Genomic DNA, 24,285 nt, shown 5'->3' with positions numbered 1-24,285 from the left:
AATCGTCTGTCATTAGGAAGTTTTAAACTATGAACACGCCCTCAGTCACGCAACGACTCGAACACCTTCGCAAGGCGATGGACAAGCAGGCGTTCGCCGCCTATATCGTCACCAACAACGACCCGCATTCCAGTGAGTATTCGGCTGATCATTGGCTGACGCGGACCTGGATTTCCGGTTTCAACGGTTCGGCGGGCAATGTGGTCGTCACCGGCGATGGCGGCGGCCTGTGGACGGACGGTCGTTACTTTATTCAGGCAGAGGAGCAATTGGCGGGGTCAGGCCTCAAGCTCTTCAAGGCCAGGCTGCCGGAGACGCCGACCATTCCCCAGTGGCTGGCCGCCACCCTGCCGGAAAACGCACGCGTGGGCGTGGACGGTCGCTCGATCAGCCGCGCATTTTATCAGGAGCTGTTGGAAGCTTTCGCGCCCAAGTCGATTCAGTTGATTCTGGATCAGGACCTGATCACGCCGCTCTGGTATGACCGCCCCGCCCGTCCCAAAGCGCCAGTGTTCAACCATGAGTTACGTTACGCCGGCGTGGACGCCCAGGAAAAAATGCAGCGCATTCGCGACTGGATGACGGAACAACAGGTGGACGGTCTGCTGGTCTCCACGCTGGACGATGTCATGTGGGCGCTGAATATTCGCGGCGGCGATACGCCCTATTGCCCGATTTCCGAGTCCTATCTGCTGGTCACCGCGCAGCAAAGTCAGGTCTTCATCGATCGCGACAAATTGCCAGAGGCGGTGGAGTGCACCCTGGCGGAATATGGCGTGACGGCGCACAGCTATGAGCTTGTCGTCGAAGCGGTGAATCAATTGCCGGAAGGCTGCAAGCTGTCCATCAATCCCGCCAGCGCCAACAGCCTCCTGGTCAATCAGATCAAGTCGGAGATCACGCTGGTGGAAACGCCCTGCCCGGTCACCGACATGAAGGCGCAGAAGAACTCCACGGAAATGGAGAACTTCGAGCAGGCGCTACGTCTGGACGGCGTGGCCATGGTGAATTTCATGTACTGGCTGCAGGCGCAGGTTCCCGGCGGCAAGGTCACCGAGTTATCTGCGGAGAAGCAGTTGCGGGAGTATCGTCGCGCCACGTCCAGCTATATCAGCGACAGTTTCCGCACCATCGCCGGGTTTGGTCCTCACGCGGCGAAGATGCACTATTCCGCCGGCGCCGACAGCAACGCCACCGTGGATGAGAGCAATTTCTTCCTGGTGGATTCCGGCGGCCAGTATCCGGGCGGCACTACCGACATCACCCGCACCTTTCATTTTGGTACGCCCACCGCGCAGCAATGCAAGGACTACACCCTGGTGCTCAAGGCGGTGATACGGCTGACCCAGACCGTGTTTCTGAAAGGGGCCACCGGCGCCAATCTGGATATCATGGCGCGGGGCATGCTGTGGCGTCATCGCATCGACTACAAGTGCGGCACCGGCCATGGCGTCGGTCTGTGTCTGAACGTGCATGAAGGCCCGCAGAATTTCTCGCAGAATCCCAAAGAGGTCGCTCTCAAACCCGGCATGGTCATCACCAATGAACCCGGCGTGTATCGCGAAGGCGAGTATGGCGTGCGCATCGAAAACATCATGAAAGTGGTGGAGCTGGAGGAAAACGAATTCGGCGTCTTCTATGGCTTCGAAACCATCACCCTGGCGCCCATCGCGGTCAACGCTCTGGATATGTCCATGCTCAGCACGGAGGAGACCGATTGGCTCAACGCCTATCACTGGCGCGTGTACGAAGCGCTCAGCCCTTATCTCGAAGCGGCGCAAACCGCCTGGTTGAGGAACGCCACCAAGCCGGTTTAACCGCGCATATCAAACAGACACGCCGTTTTTAGCTTTACTCGTTTATTTGAAATTGACAGGGCCTGTTCATGTTCGGGCCCTGCCTCTCGCGGCGTATCGCCGCACCAGCGCATCCGTGCGCCCGGTTATTAACCTGTCAATGTTGGCGCCAGGTTAATAACAAGCAGTACAGGTAGTAGAAGTACAAGAAGGTCCATCCATGTATTGCCCGGCATTCGCCGGGCTTTTTTTTGCGGGATTCGAAGCGCTTACTGCCCCCGCACAAACTCGGTCCGCCAGTTTTGAATATGGGTGAGATAACGCTGACAGGCGACATCCAGTTCCGCATCGGTCAGGTAGTCGGCCTGATACACCACAAACGGATCTCCCCAGGGCAGACGGCAGCGATTGGCGGTCGCTTGCAGCGGCGTCAGCAGGGTTTCCATGGTGAAACGATTCTGCCCGCGAGGTTGATAAGCCGCCTCGGTATTGCCAGCGGTGGTGGCGATCATGACAGGCGCGCCTTCGAAGCGGCGCCCGGTGTTTTCGTAGTCCAGGTAGTACATGTGGGTCAGCACGAGGTCCTGCCAGCGCTGCAACAATGGCGGCGTGGAGTACCACTGAATAGGAAATTGCAGAATCAGGCGCTCGCTTTGCAGCAGTCGGTCAATCTCCGTGGCGACGTCAATGCGCTCATCCGGATACAGCCGATTCATATCCACCACATCCAGGTTGTCGAGGGTTTGCGCCACCGCCATCAGTGCCGCGTTGATGCGTGAAGGGCGATAACGGGAGTGGAACATCAGCAGTGTGGTTTTCATCGTTGGCAGTCCTATTCAGTTGGTTTTCAGCGCGTTGCTGCGCTGTGTGTCGATAGGTGCTAGATTGCGCCACGGGCTTATATTAATCTAATCGATAGTTTATATATTTGATTATTCGTTTTATGAATTTACGCGGCGTCGATTTAAATCTGTTAGTGATTCTGGATGCGTTAATGGACGAGCGTCATGTCACGCGCGCAGCGAAGCGCCTGCACTTGTCGCAGCCAGCCACTTCCAGCGCCCTGGAACGCTGTCGCCACCTGTTTGGCGACCCTCTGCTGATTCGCGGTCGTGGCGAGATGCGCCTCAGCGCCAAAGCGGAATCCCTGCGCGAGCCGATCAAGGCCCTGTTGATGCAGGCGGAGCGCGTGATTAATCAGGCTGATACGCCTCTGGCGGAACTGCGCCAGACCATACGCATCCTGATGGCGGACTTTCCCGTTTCCGCGCTGCTGGGGCCGTTACATCAACGCCTGCTGACCAGCGCCCCCAACCTGGACCTGATCGTGCAGCCCTGGCATGGCGCCAAGTCCGCCCTGGAACAACTCGCCAAAGGAGAGGCCGATCTGGCCGTATCGGTGTTCCCCAATGTCGGCGCCTCATTCCGCTGCGTTGAATTGTTGTATGAAGACTATTGCGTGCTGATGCGCAAAGACCATCCCGCCGCCCAGGACTTCAACCTGCAACAATGGCTCGCCTATCCCCATGTCCTGGTCTCCGGCCGCGGCGACGCCGACAGCCCCGTCGACCAAACCCTGCAAGCCCATGGACTCCGCCGCCGCGTCGCCCTCGTCGTCCCCTACTTCCAAATGGCCCCCGACCTCGTCGCCCAATCCGACTACATCGCCCTCCTCCCCATCCACTGCGTCCCCCAAGACACAACAAGATTCACCGTCTTCCCACCCCCCATACCAGTAGAAGGCTTCCCACTGCACCTGGCATGGCACGTGAGAAGGCAGGGGGATCAGGCGGTGAGTCATGTGGCTGGGGTGATTCGGGAGGTTACTGGGGGGTGAGTTGTTGGGTTATTTATAAGAATAAAGTAATTTATTGGGAAAGAATGAATGACGTAAAAACAAAGCATTCATTACAATACATTTTCGGAGGCTTAATAAGCAGTCACACACAAAATCATTGACATTCATATTTATAAAATATGAAAAGGAAGATACAAACTTAGTTCTAAAATCGCCAGTCTTCAGCCTCCATGAACTGCTCAAGATTTATGCATGGAACTTTAAAGTGCTTACAGATGTTTGGTATTTTAGCAGCACCAGGCTTTTCTTTCTCTAGTGTAACCACTGATGCTATTGGATCACGACCCGCAGCAGCGGCAATAACGAAAGGGTCAGCATTTTTACCCCCTTTAAGCAATTTTTTTTGCTCAATATTTGCTTGAAAGTGCTTTACATTATAAATTTCACGAATAAAGCCTGCTTCTTTAGGAGTGGGGATAGAAAAGACATCTTGATTTTGTTCACTCCATTCTTTCAAATCATCAGTCTGCTCTTCGATTTCTTTCATGACTTCACGAGTAGAAACAATGCTTCCATTTAAAATCATCGCATCAAACTTTTCCCACAGAGAAGGAAACCTTTCCTTATAATAACTTTTAAAAACATCCCTAAATGCCGAAGTATCAAATACGTATATCATTTAACCTTTCGGATATACCGCTCCTCAATTTCAGAAACAAACTTCGGCTTCATATTCATGTACTCCGCAAGCTGATTAATATCAAAGCGGTTTTGGTGGTATTTTTTAAGCACCATTCCAATATATGAATCACCTAGATAGGACATTTGAGTATTAAAATAATTACCAGTGCCCGCTCCCTTATTTTTGACCTGGCTCCGCCACTCTCTCGCAGCTCTCCCGTACTCTTCCTGACTTATCCTTCCTCTATCAAGAAACTTCCTATATATCACTTCACGACTCACACAAAATAGATTTGAAAGTGATTCTGCAGATTCTCTGCTTGCTTGAAGAGTTGCAATTTGTTGATCAAAAACATCGTTAGGAACAAGAAAGCATCCTGAAAAATGATTGCATGTAACCTCAATATTTTTATTAGCATCTGAGAGATGATTTATATATTCATCATCCATTAAATCAACGCCACTTGTACGAAATAATAAATGTGCAATCTCGTGAAAAACAGTAAATATTTGCCGAGTTTTTGAAACTGAATTATTTAAGTAAATTACAGGAAACTCCTCATCATAGAGGCAAAAACCACAGAAATTACTATCCCGAAAAGCATCTTTGAACACAAAAATTCCGTGGTCAAAAAGTGTCTTCCGCCAATTATCAAGAGCCACTTTTGGTGACTGCCATGAAAGCTGAGTTTCAATCGGTATATTAAAGTATCTCCTCAGATTAATAGACATCTCTTCAACACTTGAAACTGCAGAAAAATCCAGGTCTTTTGTGACAACTTTTTTTGCAGGATTAACACCATCATTAATTTCTGAAAGACTAATTTGCATTGAACGTGCTTTTCTAAGCAATAGACGAATATTTGGTGGTATATTACCTAGATCTTCCTGGGAGAGAGTCCTAAAGGTTTCCTCGATCCTGGGAACATCAGGAGGCGTCGGAAAAAAGAATACCGCTGTTGGTACTTTAAATTTCTCAGCTAGCTCCTCAAGTTGGGGATAGGTAGGAGATGACGTTCCGGCCTCCCAATCAGAAATTTTCTTAAATTTCTTCTCTATTTCCTCAATAGAAAACCCCGCGCGGACTCTTGCCCACGTTACAACAGAGGGAGTAATTGGCATTCTAGCGTTCTGTGTCATCAATTTTTCCACCAAGCAGATTCTACTTATTGTAGATCCAATTTATTTTTTTTCGATCTTTTCTGATATCCCATTAATAGCTCTGCTTGGAAGCAGTACTTTACCCAACATACTCACAAATCGTTACTCTCAATATCCTCAAGAAAGTCACTGACATCGTAGTTCACACTAAAACCCTTTTTGGCCATTAGGCCGTGAAATTCGAACTCGGAAATCCCCGCGACTTTTCCAGCTAATGCGCCGTGAATGCCACGGTCTTTGTACAAGGCGATTGCCAGTAGTTCCAGCGCTTCTTTCTCTGTGAGTTGCAGCTTTTGGGCTATTTCGTCATCTATTTCGATTTTCACGTTTCATCCTTCACGAGTTTCTGAAAGTTGGCCGGCATGGATGCGTTAAGGCAGATATGGAGGTGTTTAAGCTGAGCATCTTAGCATCTGCCCAGCCGCGTCCCCATCAGCCTTTTGCTCCTCTGTACTCCCCCCTTGATATTTAATTGATATCTCCTTGATTTTTGCTTGGTCCCTGCTTTTCTACAATTCCTTATAAGGCTTATCAAACAAGGCGGTTTGGCTATACGAGGGGGTTGGAGGCGGTCGGATGTGGGTGTTGTTTCGTTATCTTAATCGTCAGATTCTGACGTCGCTTTTTGGATTGACGTTTCTGCTGCTGTTTGTGTTCACCAGTACGCGTTTCGCTCAGTATCTGACTGAGGCGGCGACGGGGCAGATTTCTGCGGATGTGCTGGCGCCGATCATGGCTTATCGTCTTCCCGGTTTCCTGCAGTTGATATTGCCGTTGGCGCTTTTCCTGTCGATTTTGCTGAGCTACGGGCGCATGTATCTGGATGCGGAGATGACCGCCATTTTCGCCAGCGGGGTGAGCAAGTCCAGGCTTGTCGCCGTGACCATGGGGTCAGGGTTTGCAATCGCTCTGGTGGTGGGGTCGATGAGCCTTTATCTGAACCCGCTCGGGAGGCAGCAGACGGAACGGATTTTACTGGAGCAAGCCAAGCGCTCCCGGTTTGAACTTGTTACTCCAGGACGTTTTCAACGTTTCTCCGAGGGAGAGGATGGCCGGGTGTCTTATGTGGAGTCGCTCAGCAACGATGACCGCGAGATGCGCAACGTTTTTATGGCGGAAACCGACAAGGAGAAAGGACAAACCGCGGTGCTGACCGGCGAGTCCGGGCATTTGTTTTACGACGCCGCCACAGGAAACCGCTTTCTGGTGATCAATAACGGGGCTCGCTATGTGGGAACGCCAGGACAGGCGGATTATCGCTCGGTCACGTTCGATACCTACGGCATCCGGCTTGATGAGCCGAGCCTGGAGCGCGAAGCCTTTGACGAGACCATCCCCACCGCCACGCTATGGCGGAGCGATTCGCCCAAAGCGTCGGCGCTGCTGCAATGGCGTCTGTCGCTGCCGATGCTCGCGCCTATCGTCGCCCTGCTGGCGGTGTCCTTGAGCCGAGTGAACCCCAGACAGGGACGCTTCCACCGCCTCCTTACGGCATTGCTGGTGTACGTCAGTTATCTGGGATTACTGATCTACTGCAAAAAGGCCGTCGCTAAGCAGTCACTGCCGGAGTGGCTTGGCCTATGGTCCGTGCATGTCGCCTATTTTTGCTTCGGACTGCTGCTGTTGTACGGACAGGAGATCCGCTTGCGGCTGCAGCCGCGAAGCTCAACGCCGTAAGCTGTCTCAAGAACAGCGCTATTGACATGGCTCAACTTTTCTCGCCGCAAGAATCGGCTCCTTGCTCGATTCTCACTCTACAGCCGCGCACATAAATTGTTATACCCATACATTTGTACATAAAAATGAAATATAAACTTCTTCTCCCCTTTTAAGGTGGTCTATATTTCACGTAATGATCTTATAGATAAACTGAATCGCAGCCTCGCAATATATCGGAATATTTGAGCGGCTTAATATTCATAGCGATTAAAAGATATGACAAAGGTAGCTTTATATAAGGAAATAAAGGCTTTTTATGCTGAAACACTGGGACAGCGCGGATCATTTCGATACGAGTAAACTTAAAGTTTTGCTGGTGGAGGATCAAAAGCCTCTGGCGGAGAATATTTTCGAGTTTCTGGGGGACGAGAAATACAGTTTGGACTTCGCCGCCGATGGGCTGACCGCACAACATCTCCTGGCGACCTCTCATTACGACGTCATTATTCTGGATATCATGCTACCTGGACTGAACGGCCTTGCGCTGTGCCGGATCATCAGGAGAAATCTGGGCAAAAATACGCCAATCATTCTAATTTCCGCTAAAACGTCCATCGAGGATAAGGAAGAAGGCTTTAATAGCGGCGCAGACGATTATCTGGTTAAGCCCTTTAATTTGTATGAACTGGAAATGAGAGTTCGAGCCTTATGTCGCCGCAATTTTTCCAAGGACGATAGCTTCATTGCCGAAGACCTGAGATATTCGCCGGGAATGTTGACGTTGGCGACAGAGTCCGGGCAAAGCATCGTATTGACGGGATACAACGCGACTATTTTTGAAACCTTGATACGCTCTTACCCTGTTTATGCCTCATTCGAACTCCTGAGTGAACAATTATGGGGACATAGCGACGGCGCCTCGCACACAATTCGCACCCACGTATACACCCTTCGCAAGGCTCTGAAATCTGAATTGGGACGCTCAATGATTCTCACCGTACATGGACGTGGCTATCGGCTGTCGCCGCAATTGGTTTAATCGCGCGCCCGATGAAAAACACAACGACTGTGGATTAACCTAAACGGCGAAGTTCACCTGTCTGCTTACGCGTAAATCACGCTAATGGTCGATCCCGCGTCTGAGTGATTCTCCGCGGTCAGCCGCCAGCCAAGACGACTGCACATGATGGAGACGATATACAGCCCGAAGCCGTTCAAGCCGGAGCGATAGTGGGTGAGTTCGCGACCATTGGAAAGGGCGTCGAGCAGTTCCGGCGCCAGGCCTGAGCCTGCGTCCGTCACGGCTATTTTTTCAGGGGTGATGTGAATGACGATGTTGTCGTCGGTGTGCTGCAAGGCGTTCTGCACAATATTGCGGATGATCATCTTGGCCATGACGCTATTGGTGGAAAGCGTGACTTTCCGGGTGATTTCCAGATCCACGCGGGTATAGACGGGATAGTCTTCATACAAGTCCTCCAGCACCTCTTCCACCAGCCCGGGAATGGACACAGTCTGCCGTCCCTCCCCTTCCTCGGACTTTTGCGCCATCATCAACAGCACCTTAACGTTGCGCTCCATTTCCTTATTGGCCTGACGAATGCGCATCAAGGTGGCGGCGTCTTTCTCCTGCAATTGCGCCCGCCTTTCCAGCACATCAAGCGCGCCGGTGATGACGGCTATCGGCGTGCGCAGTTCGTGACTGGCCAGGTTCACGAACGCCTGCTCCCGCTTGATAAAAGTTTCCAGTTCATTCAGGAATTGATTGAAGACATCGGCGATCGCCTGCAGTTCGCAGTCAGAATATTGGGTCTGCAGACGCGGCATATTTTCTTTCACCGCCGTGCCTTTGATGCTTCTGGCCAAGTCCCGCAGCGGACGGATGATGCGACGACTGCTGACTTGCGACAGAATCAGACTGCCGCCCAGGGTCAGCAAGCTGACCAGCAATAAAACGCCGTCGAATATCATCTCCCTCGCTTCCAGTCGGGAGATATCTTTGGCGATATAGAATTTGCCGGAGGACTCGCCGCCAATATTCACCAGATAGGTATGATCGTTCTTTTCCACTTCCCCCATAAACGGAAAGCCCAGGCCGTCAAAGATGCTGGGCAGCGCGACGGCGTCGCTGTAATTGGCGGGTACAAACACAATATCGATATCCCCCGCTTCCCAGGCGTAAGGGCTTTCTAAACCATAGTGGCTGGCGACAAACTCCTTCTCTTCAGAAAAGTTTCGGTCCAGCGTCGCTTTCTCCAGCTCCTCGTTTAACAGCAGCACGATAGCGACCATCACACTGATGGTGTAAAAGCTCATTAATATGTAGGTTTTTCTGATCCTGTTCGCGATAGATGTCATACCGGTTTATTAAAAAATCCTGATTCCATTTCCAACGTACAAATTCATTTTTATATCGGCACAAGCACGAGCAACGCCTCCGGCGGGGAGACAAATGCATAAGTCGCGACAATAAAGACGCCTCACGCCGCGCCTGCAATGCCGGCGATCATATTGCTGACGCTCCCGAAGACAGTGTCCGTCGACAACCATCATCGAGCGCTGTGTGACAGGGGTTCGTTCACGATAGGACTGCGATCCGATTTTTTTCCTTACATACTAATCAGGGTCGCAACAACGGATTATCAAAATTACGTCAAGAAAATATCAATTTGGGGAATTGGGGGGTTGAATGTCTTCGGGTTTCTTAGTTTCTTGTTTCCTTCAAGTAACCCGAGTTGATCATCTGATGTTTAATGAGCGCCTGGGACTGCTTCAGGGCTTCATCGATACTCATTTTGTTTTCCAGCACATTGGCGAAATTGAGGCTGATTTGCGCGCCAAATGAGGAGAACTCGTTGATGCTGACGTATTGCGCGCCGGTGTATGGAACAGGCAGTGCGGAGACATTGCTGGCGTCCGAGCGTTCAATGGCGTTCAGCACCAGATCAGAAAACGGCGCCGCCTGATGGTAGGCAGGGTTTTCATAGGTGGAGCGGCGGGTTCCCGGCGGAACCGCCACCCAGCCTTTGGTTTTCGCCACGAGGTCGATGTACTCCCTGGAAGTGGCCCAGGTGATAAATTTCTTCGCCGCCGCTTTGTGTTTGGACGCGGCGGGAATCGCCAGCGACCAGGCCCACAGCCAGCTTTGATCCACCTTGCCTCTCGGCGCAGGCGCAAACCCTGTTTTATCGCTCACCTGGGAGAACTCTGGATTATAGAGAAAACTCGCCGCTACGGTGGCGTCGATCCAGACGGCGCAATGGCCTTGCGCGAACAAATCCAGGCTTTCCCGATACCCCAGACTGGTGGGGTTCGGCGGGCCTTGAGTGGTAATCAGATCCACATAATAATCCAGGGTCTGACGCCACTCTTTTGAATCCAGTTGCGGCGCCCAGTTCATATCAAACCAGCGCGCGCCAAAGGCATGCGACAGAGAAGATAACAGCGCTACGTTTTCTCCCCACCCAGGCTTCCCTCTCAGACATAACCCGTATACCTGATTGTCAGGGTCATGCAGAGATCGCGCAATCAGCTCAATATTCGCGAAAGTTGGATGCTCAGGCATCTCCAGTCCGGCTTTTTTCAGCAGATCCTTGCGGTAATAGGTCATGATGCTCTCGCCATAAAACGGCAGCGCATAGAGCTGATCTTTGTAGGCAAGCGACTGCCTGACCGTTGGTAAGATGTCATCGAGACGATAGGCCTTCGGCAGCGGATCGAGAGGAGATATCCACCCATTGCCCGCCCATAAGGGGATTTCATAGATGCCGATGGTCATCACATCAAACTGGCCGTCGGAAATGGCGAGATCGCCCAGCAGACGTCGTCGTAAAGTGCTTTCGTTGATGATGCGCCAGTCGAGTTCGATATCCGGATTTTGCGCTTCAAACGCCTTCGCCAGCTCCTGCATGATCACCATGTCGGGATTATTCACGGTGCCGATAACCAGTCTGATTTTGTCATCGCCGCGATCCACATTGGGCAGCAGGCCGTATTCAAAGCGCAGCCGGTCCAGCGTCCCATCCTCGCGCATTTTTCTGAGGCCTTGATTGAACGCAGTCACCCACTTGTCAGCGGACGCGCGATTGTTAGCAAAGGCGATATGAAATTGTTTGTCGGCGAGGGGCGGATAGACAAAATCCAGCTTCCCGATGTAGTGCGGCCGATAACCGACGATCAGATCCGCCGCCGTGAACTTATCGATCAGCACGAACTGGATGCGGTTGATCGCCAGCTTGTCGATGTTCTGCAGTTCGCTGGTGACTTCCTCGATTTGGATGCCGGGAATGCTGCGCAACTCCTGCAATGTGGATTCGCCCCGGACTTGCCCGATAACGCCGCCGGACAAGCCGCTTAGCGCCTGCATTAAATTCACGGAGGGCGGCACGGAATATTGAAAGTAATTGTCCTTGCGTTTCAGAATCCCGATGGAGTCTCCCGGAAAAGGGTCGCTCAGCCGAAACTCCTGCTGCGAAAAGGCGCCCGCATAAACCGGCACAATGCCATCGACCTTGCCGCGCTGCGCCATCGCATTGGCTCTCGCCCAGGGATGAAACGAGATATGAACGGTCACGCCAGAGCGCTTGAACGCCTCCGTCACCACCTCATGGGCATAGCCGTTCTTCCATAGATTCACGCCAATGTAGGGCTCTTTCTCCCCGCTCACCAGCTCGACCACCGGCTCCGCTCCCTGCGCCGACATCCAGCCGCAAAGAAGCAGGCATAAACAGCGCTTTATTACCCTATGCAAGGCCATAGCTGATTCCTCCGGCGTCGCGTCTAACGACATTGCCCAACATTCCTTATTACTCCCTATCCACTACGCCATTTTTCATCAATACGCGTCAACGCCTTTCTGACGCAACCTTTCCGCAATATTGTGCGACGCCTGCACGAACTCAGACATATGAGACAATTCCTGCTCCAGATTAATCGGCTTGCCAGTGAGTTTTCGCTCCAGCAGGACGGACAGCTTTTTACCGATGAAGTCGCCAATCTGCTGGAATTCCTCCATCTGGATAAACTGAATGCCCCGGTATGGCACGGGCTGAATGCTGGGGCGTTCGAAATCCGCGCTTTTGATGGCCTTCAGCGTAATATCCGCAAAGCTGGCGTACTCGCGGTACGACGGGTTTTCATACAACGCGTGGCGGGCGCCCGGCGGCGTCTGCGAGATACCGAAATTGCGTTCCACAAGACGATGATAGTCATCAGAGGTCGCCCAGCTCACGAAACGCCAGGCCGCGTCTTTGTGGAGAGAACCTTTCGGCACGGCGAAACCCCAGGACCACAGCCAATTAGTCCCTCTGTCAGTGACCTGCGAAGGCGCGGCGGCGTAACCCACCTGGGCGTAGAAGGACGCCTGGGCGATGGCGCCGCCAGCGGCGGTGGAATCCACCCAGATGTCGCACTGGCCCGCGACAAAGGCCTGCAGGTTTTCGGAATAGCCGTTGTTCCAGGAAGACGCCAGACCGTACTCCGCCATCATGGATAAGTAGAACTCGATGGCCTGATTCCAGGCCGGCTCCGCCAGCGCCGAACGCCAGTTTTCATCAAACCAGCGACCGCCAAAACCGTTCAACATGGTCGCCAGGATAACGACGTTCTCCCCCCACCCCGGTTTGCCGCGCAGACACAATCGCCCATGCTCCCCTTGCGACTTCCGCCGCAACTGCGCCAGGGTTGACTCAATACCACGCCAAGTCGGCTGCGACGGCATCTGCAGGCCATAGCGACTCAGTACATCCTTGCGGTAATAGGTTATGGAACTTTCACCATAATACGGCAAGGCGTAATACTCGCCGTCGTAGCGAAACCCTTCGATAATCTCGGGAATCCACTTCTTCATTTCGCCATCGGTTTGATAGGCCGCCGGCAATGGCGACAAACGCCCTTTACTTCCCCATATGGGCGCTTCAAACAGACCCAGGGTGTAGACATCGTATTGGGCGCGTTTTTGTTTACTGTCGCTGGCCTGCATACGTCGCAACACGGACTCATCCACGATTTTCCAGCTAATTTGAATGTCCTGATTCTGCTCTTCGAAATGGTGCGACAGCGTCTTCATGTTCAACATATCCGCATTGTCGACAGTGGCGACGACAATCTCGACCGCCTGACTTGGAACGCTTGCGAACAGCGTCGCCAGACTCAACATCAACAAGGTTACAAACGGATAGTTACTGCGATGCTTCATGGCGTTTCTCTCTGGTTAAAGCAGCTCCTCGCCGCTGCGGCGATTTACTTCCACAGCGACGCGACCTTTCTGCAGGCGACAAGAAGCCCTGGCCCAAAAACGCGACAGCTTTGGGCGGGTTAACTTGTCAGATAGAAGATTCAGGTATCAGGAAAACAGGGAACGTCGTCAGTTCGGTTTTTGACGTCGCAAAGTTTGGCCCATTGCTATAACAACAAAGGGAAACGGGCTTATCCGTGAGGCTGGCAGAGACTGAACGCCAAGATGGAAACTGAAGACAAAGAAAACGTCTGTTTTGACTTTCATGACAGCGCCTTTGTTGTACTTATTCTGTTAACGACCAGCCTGACCCTTTCATCAAGCGCCGATACTGACGCTCGCGGGAGAGCCTGAGAGTGCAATCATTAGACAACGTGCGCCTATCTGGCTCAAATACTAACCAGGGGAATTACCTGTACATTTTTGTGCATTGTTTTTATCTGTTTTCCGGGGTGAGTCGCCGGAAAACCAAACCGGTTAATTCACGCTACACTAACTGTGCAGGAAGATTTTCCTTATCAACCCGACACAACAAATCGGCATTCCAGCGGTCCCCTTATGAAAGCAATCGGCATCATCAGCATCCTACTGGCGCTCCTTTACGTCGCCTACCTGTCCGTCGAACACAGCGAAGAAGCGGAGCGCCAGAAAGAGAAAGCCGAACAGCAGATCGATCAGGCCCAGAAGCAGATTGAAGCAGCCATGGAGAAGAATCGGGAGCGGTTGGAGCAAGGGGCGCAATAAGCTAACTGATCCTGCCCCCCTCAGGCTCTAGTTAAGAGGACTCCTGAGTGAGATGTGCGGATTGAAACTGGCGCAACAGCCGAAAAAATGCAGCCATCGCATCCTGTTCCCCGAAGTGCTTCAGAAGCATGTTGCACCAGCCAATAGTTGAACACCCCTCGTCCAACTCCTTGGCGACAAAGAGGTCAAACGCAGTCAGTAGCTTATCATCCTTCGCATCATTCCGCCCCACAACCCAACCGTTTACGAACGACATCAAGCAAGGCAGATCGTGATTCTGAAGCCACAGCCAAGGCCTTTTTTCGACTTCGAACAACGCCTCAAGCAGCGGCTTGTCTCTCAGGTTGATGACGTTAATGGGGTACGTGTCGCGTGGGTCTTTTTCCATGGGGAAGTACCTTAATTGGCGTCCTATACCTTCGACGCATTCATGGAAGAAACATATTTCTCTATAGCGTCGAGTATCTTCATGGATTTAACCGTTTTCGCCTTGTCGATAAGAGAAATAAGGTTGTGCAGGATTTCCTGATTTGGCTTAACGAACCAATAAGATTGATAGTGAAGTTCGAACCATTCTCTTAGCGCACTTTCTGGCAGGTCGGACTCAGGATTCTTTAGATGGACATTTAGAAGAATGACCAGATAGTCCCATTTGCTTTTCTTCCTGGCTATCTTGACGATACGTCTAAGCCGCCCAGTTTCATTGCTCCTCCACAACAAGCTAACAACATCCTGGGCGCTGTAGTTTTCATCCGCCGCCAAAATTTCACTCGCTATGCGCGCCTCTGATTCTGAGCCGGCAATTATTTTGCCTTCAAACCAGGCGGGAGGCATGCAACCAAGGTTCCCCGCCGCCCTGACGACGGCGCTGCGAATTCGCGGATCATTTGAGCTTTCGAAGTGGCTCACGTGCGCCCAATCGCCAACATTGCCGACTTCAGACAAACCTAGTATTGCCGAAACGAGTTTTCTGGGGTTATCAGATTGCAGATGATTTATGTAGAACTCCGTGAAGTTAACGGCTGACAAACGCTGAAGATAATACTTGCAGGTATTTCGGGTGCCTTTGCTTTGATGGAGCAGGTTGGCGAGCAGGAGCGGTTCGGCGTCATTTGGAAAAGCCTCCACGACTGCATACAACGCCCTTTTACAAATTGAAGGCTGCCGATCCGCGGCTAAGGTTTCCAGAAGCGCATACTGAGACTGGGGACTCTCCAGTCTGTGAATGAGATTAAACGACTTGCCCCGGATCACCACGTCTTTGCTGGCTGTCGAGAGCTGCAGCAATGCGCCTGGATCGTATGAAAGTTCCGTTAATACCTTGAAGGCCAACCGCGCCAGTTTGTAATCCGCGTCTTTGACGGCTGTGGCCAGCGCCTCGTGTCCTTTATCTGAATCAAGGCGGTCTTTCACCGCGCGTTGGATAGCGCTCAAATCACGTCGTGTCTTGTTGGTGAGCTGATCCATGAGGTGCAAATACTGGATGAGCTGACTTTCCTGAAGCCGCGGAAGATTTACGGCAGTGACGTCAAACGCAATCTGGCTGACCTGTGACACCCAGTCGTTGGCTCGCACAAAAGAAACTCTTATCGCAGTCTCCATGTCCACCGACGCCAGTCGCTCAAGCGCCTGCATGCGGACATAACCGTTATTGTGGCAACAGAAAAGCGTGAGCGCTGTGACGAGGAGTCTTCCCTCAAAGGGGAGATTATCTACCGTTGATACGGTTGCCTGAAACCAGTTTTCCAGCCAGCTTTTACAATCAGGGTCGTAATAAGCCGAGCGAATGCTTTGATCCAACCAATGCAGGTTTAGACTGTCATGGCCGTCCAGAATGCGGGCCATTTGCTCAAGCGCCATAGTGCTTATTGTGATATCGGGATGCGCGACGAATGGCGTCAGTGCAGCAATGGCTCCAGGGCTCTCCAGTTGACTAAACAGGGCCGAAATGATTTCAGCGGGCGGTGCGGCGTTATTCCCGGTGAAGAAGGCTCTCAGCTTGCCTTTTGGTTGGGTTGGTTGAGTTGGTTGGGCTGCGGTGTAGATCTGGTGGACTATCGCCCTCTCGGCGGACGTCAAGTTTCTCATGTATAGCTAATCTCCGCGAAGTGAGCATTACACCCTACGTAATGCTACCAGCCGTTTTTTGGCCAGTCGGCCAGATTAAGGGAAGTTCAATCGCCAGGTCAATCTCTTATTCATATCACCAGATCGACCACTTTCCAGCTCCATCTTAAGACGGTCTTAATGCCCAGTGGCGTTTAATGCCGTTTCCTGGACCAGAAATCGATCACCTCACCCACACTCGGCACCAAAAGAACAATCGGGGCATAACGTTGAAAAAGTTCTCTCTGCTAACCAGCGTTTTCATGTTTTTGACGGCATGCGCTGACTCGCTTGGCTGGTTATCCAGGCCACAAGATCCTAAAGACAGGAACTATCGAATTGAGCAGGTGCGATTTCAGGGCGGCGAAGCGGATGTCACGCTGGCGGGGGAGTTAACCATGCCTCTAGGGCAAGGGCCGTTCCCGGCGATTATATTGATTACAGGCTCAGGCCCTCAGGATCGCAATGAGGCGATCGCCGGCCATAAGCCCTTTCTGGTTTTGTCGGATTACCTTACCCGTAATGGATTTGCGGTGCTTCGTTATGATGACAGAGGCGTTGGCGAAAGCACTGGTACGTTCTCAAGTGAGAACAGGTGGAAGCCCACCCTATCGGATTTTGCACAAGACGCCGCCGCTGCCTACCGGTTTATGCAGAGCATCCCTGCAATCGACATGCAGAAGATCGGTTTTCTTGGTCATTCGGAAGGCGGCTATATCGCTTCTGCGGCCGCGGAGTTTGTTCCCGCCGCGTTCATGATTTTTCTCGCTGCGCCCGCCCTTCCCTTACTTCCTGATGTGATGGCCACGCAAGTAGCGGATATCGCGCGCTCGCAGGGTAAATCTCAGCAGGACATAGAACGGGAGAAATCGTTATGCAGGGACCTTACGGAGATACTGAGAACAAGCCCTTCCATAGCGGATGCAAGAAGCCGAATAGAGAAACGCTTGCAGTCCCATGGCCTCACGCGGGCGGAAATAAAAGCCAACATGGAAGTATGGGGTTCGGATTGGGGACGTCACTACGCAAGTTACGACCCGCTCCCTGCATTCAGGCGCTTTAAAAACCCCGTTCTGGCGCTGTTTGGCGGCAGCGACTTGCAAGTATCAGCGGCTGAAAATGCGCCCGTCATGAAGTCTGTCCTGACTAATCCTAAATCTGAGGTGCTCGTATTAGACAAGCTCAATCACCTGTTTCAACCTTCGGAAACAGGACGGATAGAAGACTACATATTGATCGATACAACGATTGATACCAGAGCGTTGAATGCGATCAGCGAATGGCTTTCTGGAATCTTGTAAGTATGAATTTTAGAGGGCTTATTCATGTCACTAACTAATCGCCCCTACTCGTCACATCAACTAAATACAGGCCCACACAACGAACCTGACCTGTTCCGGCTGATAGCGGCCGCTGTCGATCAGCGCTTCAATCAACTTAATAACAGGTCCCCACTGAGTCCCGGCGAGGCGCCCGTATTCCTCAGCGAATACTGGCCTCAGTAGTTCCGAGTAATACAAATGTGTGTAGCCAAAGTGTTCGTTAGCGCAGCCTTTCTCTTCATCTTCAAACGTTTTGATGTCCTGAATATCTCTGAGGGTTTGATAGCTGGGGTTAGCGGGCAGCCCTCTTTCCATTGCAATGGGACAGTCGTCTTTCCAGCCATTTCCGATGCCGAAAAGTAAAACAGACCCTCTGTCGCACACGTCTATTAACGGCGAAAGATTCAGGAGCCCAGACCAGTGCTCACTACCGTCCGCGCTATGGGTAACTTCCACCCAACCATCGATATCAATACCCATGTCAGTCTCCCAGATCTTTGTCAGACTTGCCCTCCATACCCTCCCCACGCAACACCCTCTCCAACTCCTTACGCACTGGCATGGGCGTAAATGCGTTAACGTTGGCGCCGCCGGTGTTGCCGATGGGGAGGCGGCCGGTCAGGTGGCCGAGTGGGGTTAGGAGCAGGCGCCATAGTTGGCCGAGGATTTCGCGTCGGTCTCGTTTCGCCCACCCTACCCGCAGCATCCAAAGGTGGACGTGAAAGTGCCAGCCCAGGCGGCGTTGTCCCAGAACGTGGGCGTTTTCCAAATGCGCAAAGGCGACGTCGAGACGGCCCTGGCGCCAGTTATCCCGCGCGGCGTTCATTTCTGCGGAGAAGGCTTGTCGCAACGTCGTCATAAGCCTGAAACCTATTGCGTCATAAGGGGTTTACACGCATAGGATAGGTCTCTGAAGTAAAAATTTCATAATTCGCTGACGGCAAGTTTCACTAATCTGGCCACTTCGTTTACTTCGTCCTGGGTATGAAACCTGAGCTCGATCCATTGCGAGTTCAGCGATCTTTTGGGATGGACGGTCGAGTCTTGCGGATGCATGAGTTTTTCTTTCTTGATGTGCTTTTTGGTCAGTTTCAGGTCCAGCTCATGATCGTGATGAAAATGCGCGAATTCTTTGCCGTTGTAGTGCAGCGCCGAGCCGCCCGCCACCGGCGAGGGCTGATCTTTTACGCCTGATATTTTTTCAACCTCTTCTATCAATATCTCTCTCAGCGAACGCATCTCATTGAATCCTTTTTAACTTCCAGAACATCACAATCTATTTGTGCGACTTTGATTAATCAACACCTGTCTCCTACATGCCGAATCGCTATAAGCCAGCGGCTGGCGCCGGCTTCCCGTCGTGCTAGACTTTATGGTTAAACGGCAGTTTCTTCCGTCCTTCTCTCCGGGCTTATCCACAGATCGAAGTAGAGAGCGCTGCGATTAATGATCAAGCATCGAAAGGAGTTGTCACAGACAAATACGTCTGAGCGCCTGCGTCATTCCGCCCGCGTCGACCTGGGATTGAGCATCGCCCTTGTCATTGGGTTGACCGCCCTGACCTCCTTTTTCCAGATTGATCTCCTCGAAGGCCTTTACGACTACTCCCGCGCTCACGAAGACTGGGAGCTGGATGAGATCATTATTGGGCTTGGCTGGGTTGGGATCGTCGCCGTGGTGTACGGCGTGCGCCGTCTGCTGGATATCAGAACCCTGAACCTGGAAATCGCTTCTCACGCCTATTACGACATAGTGACCGGTCTGCCCAATCGGGTGCTCGCCATCGACAGACTCAATCAAATGCTCGCCAGCGCGCAACGCCGTCGTTCACAGGTGGCGGTGCTGTTTCTGGATTTCGATAATTTCAAAGCCATCAACGATAATCACGGTCACGCCAAAGGCGATATGTTGATCAAGAGCGTTGGCGAGCGTCTGGCGCTGCAAATCCGCCAGGGCGATACCGTGGCGCGCCTGGGCGGCGATGAGTTTCTGATCTTGATCGACCTCGATATATCAGATAGAGACATCCTCCCCACCGTATCGCGCATTGTCAAAACACAAAAGCAGCCCCACCAACTTGGAAGTATCGAAATATCAGTCGGTTTCAGCGTCGGCGTCGCACTGTTCCCCAAAGACGCCAATACGCCGGAGAGTCTGTTGAAAGCGGCGGATATGGCCATGTACCAATCCAAAAGCGACGGCAAGGGGCAGGTGCAGTTTTACTGTGACGATATCGGCATCCGTCTCACTGAACGCTATAAGCTGGAGAAAGGCCTGAAGCACTCCATCCAGAACAAAGAACTCTATCTTGTCTATCAGCCGCAAATTGATCTGCGGCAGCGCCGGGTGATCGGCTATGAAGCCCTCTGTCGCTGGCGTCATCAAGGCGATCATGTTCCCCCGGATATCTTCATCAAAATTGCGGAAGAAACCGGATTTATCCATGAATTGGGGCGCTGGGTCTTGCAAACGGCGCTGGCGGAAGGCAAAGCCTGGACCGTAAAAAAAGACGCCGTGATCGCGGTTAATGTTTCCGCCCGCCAGCTTCAGCGGGACGACTTTGTCGACGAAGTGCGGCTCATCCTGGAGGAAGCGCAAATCCCCCCGCACCATCTGGAGCTGGAGATCACAGAAACCGTCGCCTCCTCTGAGCATTCGTCCAATCGCAGGAAACTGCAGGAGCTGCACCAACTGGGCGTCAAGATTTCTCTGGATGACTTCGGCACGGGCTACTCGTCGCTGGTGAGATTACGCGAACTTCAGGTCAATCAGCTCAAGATCGACCGCAGCTTTGTGTCCGGTACGGAAGACCTGGACATCAACAGACAGATCATCAAGGCGATTATCTCTCTCGCAGAGAGCCTGGACCTGACCGTCATCGCAGAGGGCGTGGAAACGGCCGAACAAATGGAGATGCTGCAGCAATTCGGTTGTGACTATGTGCAAGGCTATTACTTTAGTCGCCCGGTGCGCGCAGAAGAAATAAGCGACACCACACGCACGATCGAACAGACCTCAGCCAGCAGCGCCCAAGCGGAAAAACAGAGTCCCAGAGACTAAGTAATACTACGGAATTTCAGGGCGAAAATTCCGTAGCGCTCCTCTCCTCACAAAATCCGAATACAGGCATATACTTAATTCTCGCGCCCAAAATTTATGCCGAACGAGGAAGATTCATTATGCGGGTCAACCAGCCTGTCACGGGTCGCAACCTGGAACTGCCGCCAGACGCCAATATCCTGTCCACCACCACGCCGGACAGCCATATCACCTACGTCAATCCGGATTTCATCAAGATCAGTGGATTCTCAAAAGAAGAATTGGTTGGCCAGCCCCATAACATTGTTCGCCACCCCGACATGCCGCCCATGGCGTTCCAGCACATGTGGCAGACGTTGAAAAGCGGCCGCTCCTGGATGGGACTGGTGAAAAACCGCTGCAAGAACGGCGATCACTACTGGGTCAGCGCCTACGCCACGCCCATCACCAAAGACGGGCGCACGGTGGAATATCAATCCGTACGCACCAAGCCCTCCAAGAAGCAGGTAGAGGCGGCGGAAGAACTGTACGCCCACATCCGCGCCGGCAAAACGCCTTTGGCCTGGCGACTGCCGCGACTGGACGTGCGCTTGAAGGTTTCCCTGCTCTCTACCCTCAGCCTGATCCCGGTGCTGCTGCTCCTGTCGCATATGCTGCCGATCAGCGTCGCCGACACCGCCATCATGGGCGCTTCACTGGGCTTGTTGAACGTGTTGTTTATCTATTTATGGCTGTCGCCGTTGCACAAGCTGGTGCTAAAGGCGCGCACTATTGCCGATAACCCGCTTAGCCAGGTGCTGTACACGGGACGCCACGACGAGTTTGGCGAGATCGAGTTCGCCATGACTATGGCGCAGGCGGAGACCACCGCGGTCATCGGGCGCATGGCCAACGCGGCGGATCAGCTGGAATCCCTGACGGATGAGCTGGTGTCGGAAATCGAAGACTGCAATAACAAAACCAATGGCCAGCAGTCGGAAACCGATCAGGTGGCGGCAGCCATCAATGAAATGACGGCGACCATTCAGCAAGTGGCCGCCACCACACAGGAAGCCGCAAGCGCAGCGGATCACGCCGATCAGGAAACTTCCCAGGGGCAGGAACTGGTCACCAGCACCAAACGCATCATCAGTTCCCTGGCGGATGAGATTCATCAGGCGGCGGAAGTGATTAACGACCTGGACAAACACAGCAAAGAAATCTCCACCGTCCTCAACGCCATTCAGGACATCGCCGAGCAAACCAACCTGCTGGCCCTGAACGCCGCCATTGAAGCCGCCCGAGCCGGAGAAATGGGACGCGGTTTTGCGGTGGTCGCGGATGAAGTGAGACAACTTGCGTCTCGTACGCAACAATCCACCACCGATACCCAAAAGATGATCAACTCGTTGCAGGATGGCGCCCGCTCAGCGGTGGCCGCCATGGAGAAAAGCCGAGAGAAAGCCAATCACAGCGTGGATCACGCCCATCAGGCGGCGGAGAAATTGACCGCCATCGGTCGTCGGGTTAATCAGATTTCAGATATCAGCACCCAGATCGCCAGCGCGGTGGAACAGCAAGGCGCCGTCAGTGAAGGCATCAATAACAGCGTCGTCGCCATCCGGGATACCGCCAGCGCCAACGCCACCGTCGGTCAGTACAACCGCAAGCGGGCGGAGGACGTGGCGCAACTCACCTCTGCATTGCAGGAGCTCGCCAAACAGTTCTGGAGTAAACGACGCCAGTCATAAATTTTGCCTTGTTTTGTAGCGCTGCTATTCAAACACTTAGGACGCAGGCCTAAACCAGCGACAATCACCGACATCCGTTCCTCTAACAGATGTCGGCCTTTTACAATCCCTCAGAATTCATCCGCGTTACCTTAACGGCGAGTCGCCTGTTCAACTCAGGCTATACGATATCTGACCGTCACTCATCGCGGAGGAAACACTGTGAAAACATCTCTTATAACAACCGCCCTCAGCTATGCCCAGCTCGGCGAAAACGAAGCCCGACAGTGGATGCTGTTGTCTCTGTTAGACGTCATCCGCGCCGACGCCATTACTGCGGAGCCCGCGGTACAACTGGCGCTGGGCGCCCTGTTGGGCCGCTTTAATGGAGAAATCGACGCCAGACGATATCAGGAAGCGCAACAGTTTTTCCTGGATTGGATGCGAGACAGCCAAAGCGAACTCGACGAACCTGCTTTGATGTTCGCCAATGCCGTCCGTGTTTGCCTGGAACGTGAGGAACCGTCAGATGGGCTGGAAGATGGACTGGAAGATGCGCTGTTTATGTTCGCGCACTATCTGGATCAAGGGGAGTTCAGCCAGTTCATCGAGGCGTAGATTTACCCTGCGGACGCAGTCAGTTTGCCAAGTGCGCCCTCAATAGACTCTCCAGCTAATCGCGAGACTTCAACGCGCAAGGCGGCCTCCAGTTCAGGAACCGCCTGCTTGACCTGATGCTCGCCCAGTCCGAAGGCGGCGATATCCCGTACAGTTGGGTCCGTATCCTGAAGACGGGCGATCAGCGCGCTTTCGAATAATGCCAACGCCAATTCCGGTATGCTCTCTCGCGGCAATCCCGCCAGGGTTTTAGTCGCTTCCTGGCGCACTTCCGCCTCCTTGTCTTCCATCAATGGCGCCAACATCGCCACGATGGCTTCGTCCGGCCAGCGTCCCACTACGCCGCAGGCGACACGGCGCACCGTTTTATTTCCGTTACTCAGTAGCGGAACAAAAGCGGCGCGAACGCGATAGTCGGCGAAGTAGCGGTGCACGATGTGCGCTAACGCCAGAGCGGTTTCTTTAACAAGTCTGGCTTTGCCGTGGCTGAGCGCGTCAATCAACACATCGGTGACGCGCGGGTCGCGAATCCAGGCGTAAGTCGCTTTATTCGTCGCCCTCGCCGCTTCTTTGGCGACGGCGGCGACCGCTTTGACGGCGCTGTCGTCAAAAGGCGGCTGTAGCGCCGATTTGAGTGGACTGAGCTTTGCTTTCAGCGCTTCGTCTATCGGGATCAGCTCATAATAGGCGTTTTGCAGCAATGGGTTGTCGCCCTGGACGAATCCCTCTTGCAGCAGCAGTTCCCGGGCTTCTTCCAATGCGCCCTGCTGCAACAGGGTTTGGGCTTTTGCGATGAGTTGCGTTTGCTCTGACGCATCCCGTCTTAGCATCAACGTCCTCCTGACGATCTATTCAATGAGTGTTGCGGCGTCTGCGCCTCAAGAGGGATCGATTTTCTTCACCACATGAATCAGGCGCTCCACCTCGGTATATCCCAGAGCGGTGTGCGCTTTCAGGCTGATTTCATTGTTGACCAGCATATCACTGCCGATTTCCCGCAGGCCGCGATCCAGGGCCCATTCTTCGGCGGCGTCCATCAGGCGGCGACCGACGCCCTGGCGGCGATGAGAAGGGAGCACATACCAGCCCTCCACATAGGCGACGGGATGACTGGCGCAGCCTTCGCCGTATGAGCGCAGGCCAGCTTCCAAAAAGCCCAGCATGTCGCCGTTATCGTCGATGGCGACAAAGGTGGCGAGATCCGGCATGCTGAAGTAGGCGTGAATTTCCCCTTCATGTTCCTGCGGCGGGGTTTCCGGCCAGAGTTCCTGACGTAAGGCCAGCCAGTTGGCTTTGTCGGCCTCCATGACGTATCGGATTTTCAAAGGTTTATCTCCCGTGTTCCGCAAGCGTACAGGCAGAGTTTTTCAGGAGCGGCTTTGTTTTGTCAAAGTAATTTTTATCATTTGTTCCCAGG

Annotated in this window: 23 protein-coding genes; 9 read left to right on the top strand and 14 right to left on the bottom strand. The window is 52.9% G+C overall.

All coding sequences use genetic code 11. The annotated features are described in order from the left end of the window. Positions 1-29: 29 nt before the first annotated feature. Positions 30-1,817, top strand: a complete 1,788-nt coding sequence (locus tag ONV78_RS16870) for an aminopeptidase P family protein (RefSeq protein ID WP_279504837.1) — start codon at positions 30-32, stop codon at positions 1,815-1,817. Between the two features lie 248 nt (positions 1,818-2,065). Here the strand turns inward: ONV78_RS16870 and ONV78_RS16865 are convergent, their stop codons facing one another. After that, on the bottom strand, positions 2,066-2,617 hold the full coding sequence (locus tag ONV78_RS16865) for an NAD(P)H-dependent oxidoreductase (RefSeq protein WP_279504835.1): 552 nt from the start codon (positions 2,615-2,617) through the stop codon (positions 2,066-2,068). A gap of 122 nt (positions 2,618-2,739) precedes the next feature. Here ONV78_RS16865 and ONV78_RS16860 point away from each other — a divergent pair, with 122 nt between their 5' ends. Further along, a complete protein-coding gene (locus tag ONV78_RS16860; protein WP_279504833.1) occupies positions 2,740-3,633 on the top strand; it encodes a LysR family transcriptional regulator in 894 nt (297 codons plus the stop codon). Between the two features lie 166 nt (positions 3,634-3,799). Here ONV78_RS16860 and ONV78_RS16855 read toward each other — a convergent pair whose 3' ends face one another. The 3 genes from ONV78_RS16855 to ONV78_RS16845 form a co-directional block, all read right to left on the bottom strand. After that, entirely contained in the window at positions 3,800-4,273 is a 474-nt protein-coding gene (locus ONV78_RS16855; protein WP_279504830.1) for a PIN domain-containing protein, read from the bottom strand. After that, positions 4,270-5,415 carry an XRE family transcriptional regulator gene (locus ONV78_RS16850; RefSeq protein WP_279504829.1) on the bottom strand — a complete coding sequence of 382 codons (1,146 nt, stop codon included), beginning with the start codon at positions 5,413-5,415 and terminating at the stop codon, positions 4,270-4,272. The genes ONV78_RS16855 and ONV78_RS16850 overlap by 4 nt, the downstream gene beginning before the upstream one ends. Before the next feature lie 113 nt (positions 5,416-5,528). Further along, on the bottom strand, positions 5,529-5,762 hold the full coding sequence (locus tag ONV78_RS16845; protein ID WP_279504827.1) for a UPF0175 family protein: 234 nt from the start codon (positions 5,760-5,762) through the stop codon (positions 5,529-5,531). A gap of 250 nt (positions 5,763-6,012) precedes the next feature. Between ONV78_RS16845 and lptF the strand changes: the two genes are divergently transcribed. After that, a complete protein-coding gene (lptF, locus tag ONV78_RS16840; protein ID WP_279504825.1) occupies positions 6,013-7,113 on the top strand; it encodes an LPS export ABC transporter permease LptF in 1,101 nt (366 codons plus the stop codon). A gap of 298 nt (positions 7,114-7,411) precedes the next feature. Further along, positions 7,412-8,134: a response regulator transcription factor gene (locus ONV78_RS16835; protein WP_279504824.1), complete on the top strand. Its 723-nt coding sequence runs from the start codon at positions 7,412-7,414 to the stop codon at positions 8,132-8,134. Between the two features lie 65 nt (positions 8,135-8,199). Here ONV78_RS16835 and ONV78_RS16830 read toward each other — a convergent pair whose 3' ends face one another. The 3 genes from ONV78_RS16830 to ONV78_RS16820 all read right to left on the bottom strand — a co-directional run bounded on the left by ONV78_RS16830 (position 8,200) and on the right by ONV78_RS16820 (position 13,291). Next, positions 8,200-9,411, bottom strand: a complete 1,212-nt coding sequence (locus ONV78_RS16830) for a HAMP domain-containing sensor histidine kinase (protein ID WP_279504822.1) — start codon at positions 9,409-9,411, stop codon at positions 8,200-8,202. Between the two features lie 388 nt (positions 9,412-9,799). Further along, positions 9,800-11,884, bottom strand: a complete 2,085-nt coding sequence (locus tag ONV78_RS16825; protein WP_279504820.1) for an extracellular solute-binding protein — start codon at positions 11,882-11,884, stop codon at positions 9,800-9,802. Between the two features lie 45 nt (positions 11,885-11,929). Continuing rightward, positions 11,930-13,291 carry an extracellular solute-binding protein gene (locus tag ONV78_RS16820; protein WP_279504818.1) on the bottom strand — a complete coding sequence of 454 codons (1,362 nt, stop codon included), beginning with the start codon at positions 13,289-13,291 and terminating at the stop codon, positions 11,930-11,932. Positions 13,292-13,888: 597 nt separating this feature from the next. On the opposite strand from ONV78_RS16820, the gene ONV78_RS16815 reads away from it, so the two are divergent. Next, complete coding sequence (locus ONV78_RS16815; RefSeq protein ID WP_279504817.1) at positions 13,889-14,074, top strand: hypothetical protein; 186 nt, start codon at positions 13,889-13,891, stop codon at positions 14,072-14,074. A 31-nt stretch (positions 14,075-14,105) separates the two neighbouring features. On the opposite strand, the gene ONV78_RS16810 is transcribed toward ONV78_RS16815, so the two are convergent. Both ONV78_RS16810 and ONV78_RS16805 read right to left on the bottom strand, forming a co-directional pair. Beyond that, a complete protein-coding gene (locus ONV78_RS16810) occupies positions 14,106-14,462 on the bottom strand; it encodes a hypothetical protein (protein ID WP_279504816.1) in 357 nt (118 codons plus the stop codon). A gap of 23 nt (positions 14,463-14,485) precedes the next feature. Continuing rightward, entirely contained in the window at positions 14,486-16,162 is a 1,677-nt protein-coding gene (locus tag ONV78_RS16805) for a hypothetical protein (protein WP_279504815.1), read from the bottom strand. 248 nt (positions 16,163-16,410) lie between these two features. On the opposite strand from ONV78_RS16805, the gene ONV78_RS16800 reads away from it, so the two are divergent. Continuing rightward, entirely contained in the window at positions 16,411-17,481 is a 1,071-nt protein-coding gene (locus ONV78_RS16800; protein ID WP_279504814.1) for an alpha/beta fold hydrolase, read from the top strand. Between the two features lie 60 nt (positions 17,482-17,541). Here ONV78_RS16800 and ONV78_RS16795 read toward each other — a convergent pair whose 3' ends face one another. The 3 genes from ONV78_RS16795 to ONV78_RS16785 all read right to left on the bottom strand — a co-directional run bounded on the left by ONV78_RS16795 (position 17,542) and on the right by ONV78_RS16785 (position 18,741). Beyond that, positions 17,542-17,982: a hypothetical protein gene (locus ONV78_RS16795; RefSeq protein WP_279504813.1), complete on the bottom strand. Its 441-nt coding sequence runs from the start codon at positions 17,980-17,982 to the stop codon at positions 17,542-17,544. Position 17,983: 1 nt separating this feature from the next. Then, a complete protein-coding gene (locus ONV78_RS16790) occupies positions 17,984-18,361 on the bottom strand; it encodes a DUF3703 domain-containing protein (protein WP_279504812.1) in 378 nt (125 codons plus the stop codon). A 65-nt stretch (positions 18,362-18,426) separates the two neighbouring features. Next, positions 18,427-18,741, bottom strand: a complete 315-nt coding sequence (locus ONV78_RS16785) for a luciferase family protein (RefSeq protein WP_216738094.1) — start codon at positions 18,739-18,741, stop codon at positions 18,427-18,429. 207 nt (positions 18,742-18,948) lie between these two features. Between ONV78_RS16785 and ONV78_RS16780 the strand changes: the two genes are divergently transcribed. From ONV78_RS16780 to ONV78_RS16770, 3 genes are all read left to right on the top strand, one after another. Then, entirely contained in the window at positions 18,949-20,562 is a 1,614-nt protein-coding gene (locus ONV78_RS16780) for an EAL domain-containing protein (protein ID WP_279504811.1), read from the top strand. A 119-nt stretch (positions 20,563-20,681) separates the two neighbouring features. Next, positions 20,682-22,271: a PAS domain-containing methyl-accepting chemotaxis protein gene (locus ONV78_RS16775; RefSeq protein ID WP_279504810.1), complete on the top strand. Its 1,590-nt coding sequence runs from the start codon at positions 20,682-20,684 to the stop codon at positions 22,269-22,271. Positions 22,272-22,472: 201 nt separating this feature from the next. Continuing rightward, the gene (locus ONV78_RS16770) at positions 22,473-22,868 is read left to right on the top strand and encodes a hypothetical protein (protein WP_279504809.1); all 396 of its coding nucleotides are present in this window, start codon (positions 22,473-22,475) and stop codon (positions 22,866-22,868) included. A gap of 2 nt (positions 22,869-22,870) precedes the next feature. On the opposite strand, the gene ONV78_RS16765 is transcribed toward ONV78_RS16770, so the two are convergent. Both ONV78_RS16765 and ONV78_RS16760 read right to left on the bottom strand, forming a co-directional pair. After that, positions 22,871-23,698, bottom strand: coding sequence for a HEAT repeat domain-containing protein (locus tag ONV78_RS16765; RefSeq protein WP_279504808.1), 828 nt, complete (start codon positions 23,696-23,698; stop codon positions 22,871-22,873). A 48-nt stretch (positions 23,699-23,746) separates the two neighbouring features. Then, on the bottom strand, positions 23,747-24,193 hold the full coding sequence (locus ONV78_RS16760; RefSeq protein WP_279504807.1) for a GNAT family N-acetyltransferase: 447 nt from the start codon (positions 24,191-24,193) through the stop codon (positions 23,747-23,749). Positions 24,194-24,285: the final 92 nt, after the last annotated feature.

The organism is Hahella sp. CR1 (assembly GCF_029813005.1).
GTDB lineage: Bacteria > Pseudomonadota > Gammaproteobacteria > Pseudomonadales > Oleiphilaceae > Hahella.
Note: the sequence above shows the minus strand (reverse complement) of the source record. Positions and strands in the feature narration are given on the sequence as shown.

Excerpts from the sequence above, each read along its gene's own strand:
- ONV78_RS16870 (WP_279504837.1), top strand. The coding sequence starts at position 30 with ATGAACACGCCCTCAGTCACGCAACGACTCGAACACCTTCGCAAGGCG.
- ONV78_RS16865 (WP_279504835.1), bottom strand. The coding sequence starts at position 2,617 with ATGAAAACCACACTGCTGATGTTCCACTCCCGTTATCGCCCTTCACGC.
- ONV78_RS16860 (WP_279504833.1), top strand. The coding sequence starts at position 2,740 with ATGAATTTACGCGGCGTCGATTTAAATCTGTTAGTGATTCTGGATGCG.
- ONV78_RS16855 (WP_279504830.1), bottom strand. The coding sequence starts at position 4,273 with ATGATATACGTATTTGATACTTCGGCATTTAGGGATGTTTTTAAAAGT.
- ONV78_RS16850 (WP_279504829.1), bottom strand. The coding sequence starts at position 5,415 with ATGACACAGAACGCTAGAATGCCAATTACTCCCTCTGTTGTAACGTGG.
- lptF (WP_279504825.1), top strand. The coding sequence starts at position 6,013 with ATGTGGGTGTTGTTTCGTTATCTTAATCGTCAGATTCTGACGTCGCTT.
- ONV78_RS16835 (WP_279504824.1), top strand. The coding sequence starts at position 7,412 with ATGCTGAAACACTGGGACAGCGCGGATCATTTCGATACGAGTAAACTT.
- ONV78_RS16830 (WP_279504822.1), bottom strand. The coding sequence starts at position 9,411 with ATGAGCTTTTACACCATCAGTGTGATGGTCGCTATCGTGCTGCTGTTA.
- ONV78_RS16825 (WP_279504820.1), bottom strand. The coding sequence starts at position 11,884 with ATGTCGTTAGACGCGACGCCGGAGGAATCAGCTATGGCCTTGCATAGG.
- ONV78_RS16820 (WP_279504818.1), bottom strand. The coding sequence starts at position 13,291 with ATGAAGCATCGCAGTAACTATCCGTTTGTAACCTTGTTGATGTTGAGT.
- ONV78_RS16815 (WP_279504817.1), top strand. The coding sequence starts at position 13,889 with ATGAAAGCAATCGGCATCATCAGCATCCTACTGGCGCTCCTTTACGTC.
- ONV78_RS16810 (WP_279504816.1), bottom strand. The coding sequence starts at position 14,462 with ATGGAAAAAGACCCACGCGACACGTACCCCATTAACGTCATCAACCTG.
- ONV78_RS16805 (WP_279504815.1), bottom strand. The coding sequence starts at position 16,162 with ATGAGAAACTTGACGTCCGCCGAGAGGGCGATAGTCCACCAGATCTAC.
- ONV78_RS16795 (WP_279504813.1), bottom strand. The coding sequence starts at position 17,982 with ATGGGTATTGATATCGATGGTTGGGTGGAAGTTACCCATAGCGCGGAC.
- ONV78_RS16790 (WP_279504812.1), bottom strand. The coding sequence starts at position 18,361 with ATGACGACGTTGCGACAAGCCTTCTCCGCAGAAATGAACGCCGCGCGG.
- ONV78_RS16785 (WP_216738094.1), bottom strand. The coding sequence starts at position 18,741 with ATGCGTTCGCTGAGAGAGATATTGATAGAAGAGGTTGAAAAAATATCA.
- ONV78_RS16780 (WP_279504811.1), top strand. The coding sequence starts at position 18,949 with ATGATCAAGCATCGAAAGGAGTTGTCACAGACAAATACGTCTGAGCGC.
- ONV78_RS16775 (WP_279504810.1), top strand. The coding sequence starts at position 20,682 with ATGCGGGTCAACCAGCCTGTCACGGGTCGCAACCTGGAACTGCCGCCA.
- ONV78_RS16765 (WP_279504808.1), bottom strand. The coding sequence starts at position 23,698 with ATGCTAAGACGGGATGCGTCAGAGCAAACGCAACTCATCGCAAAAGCC.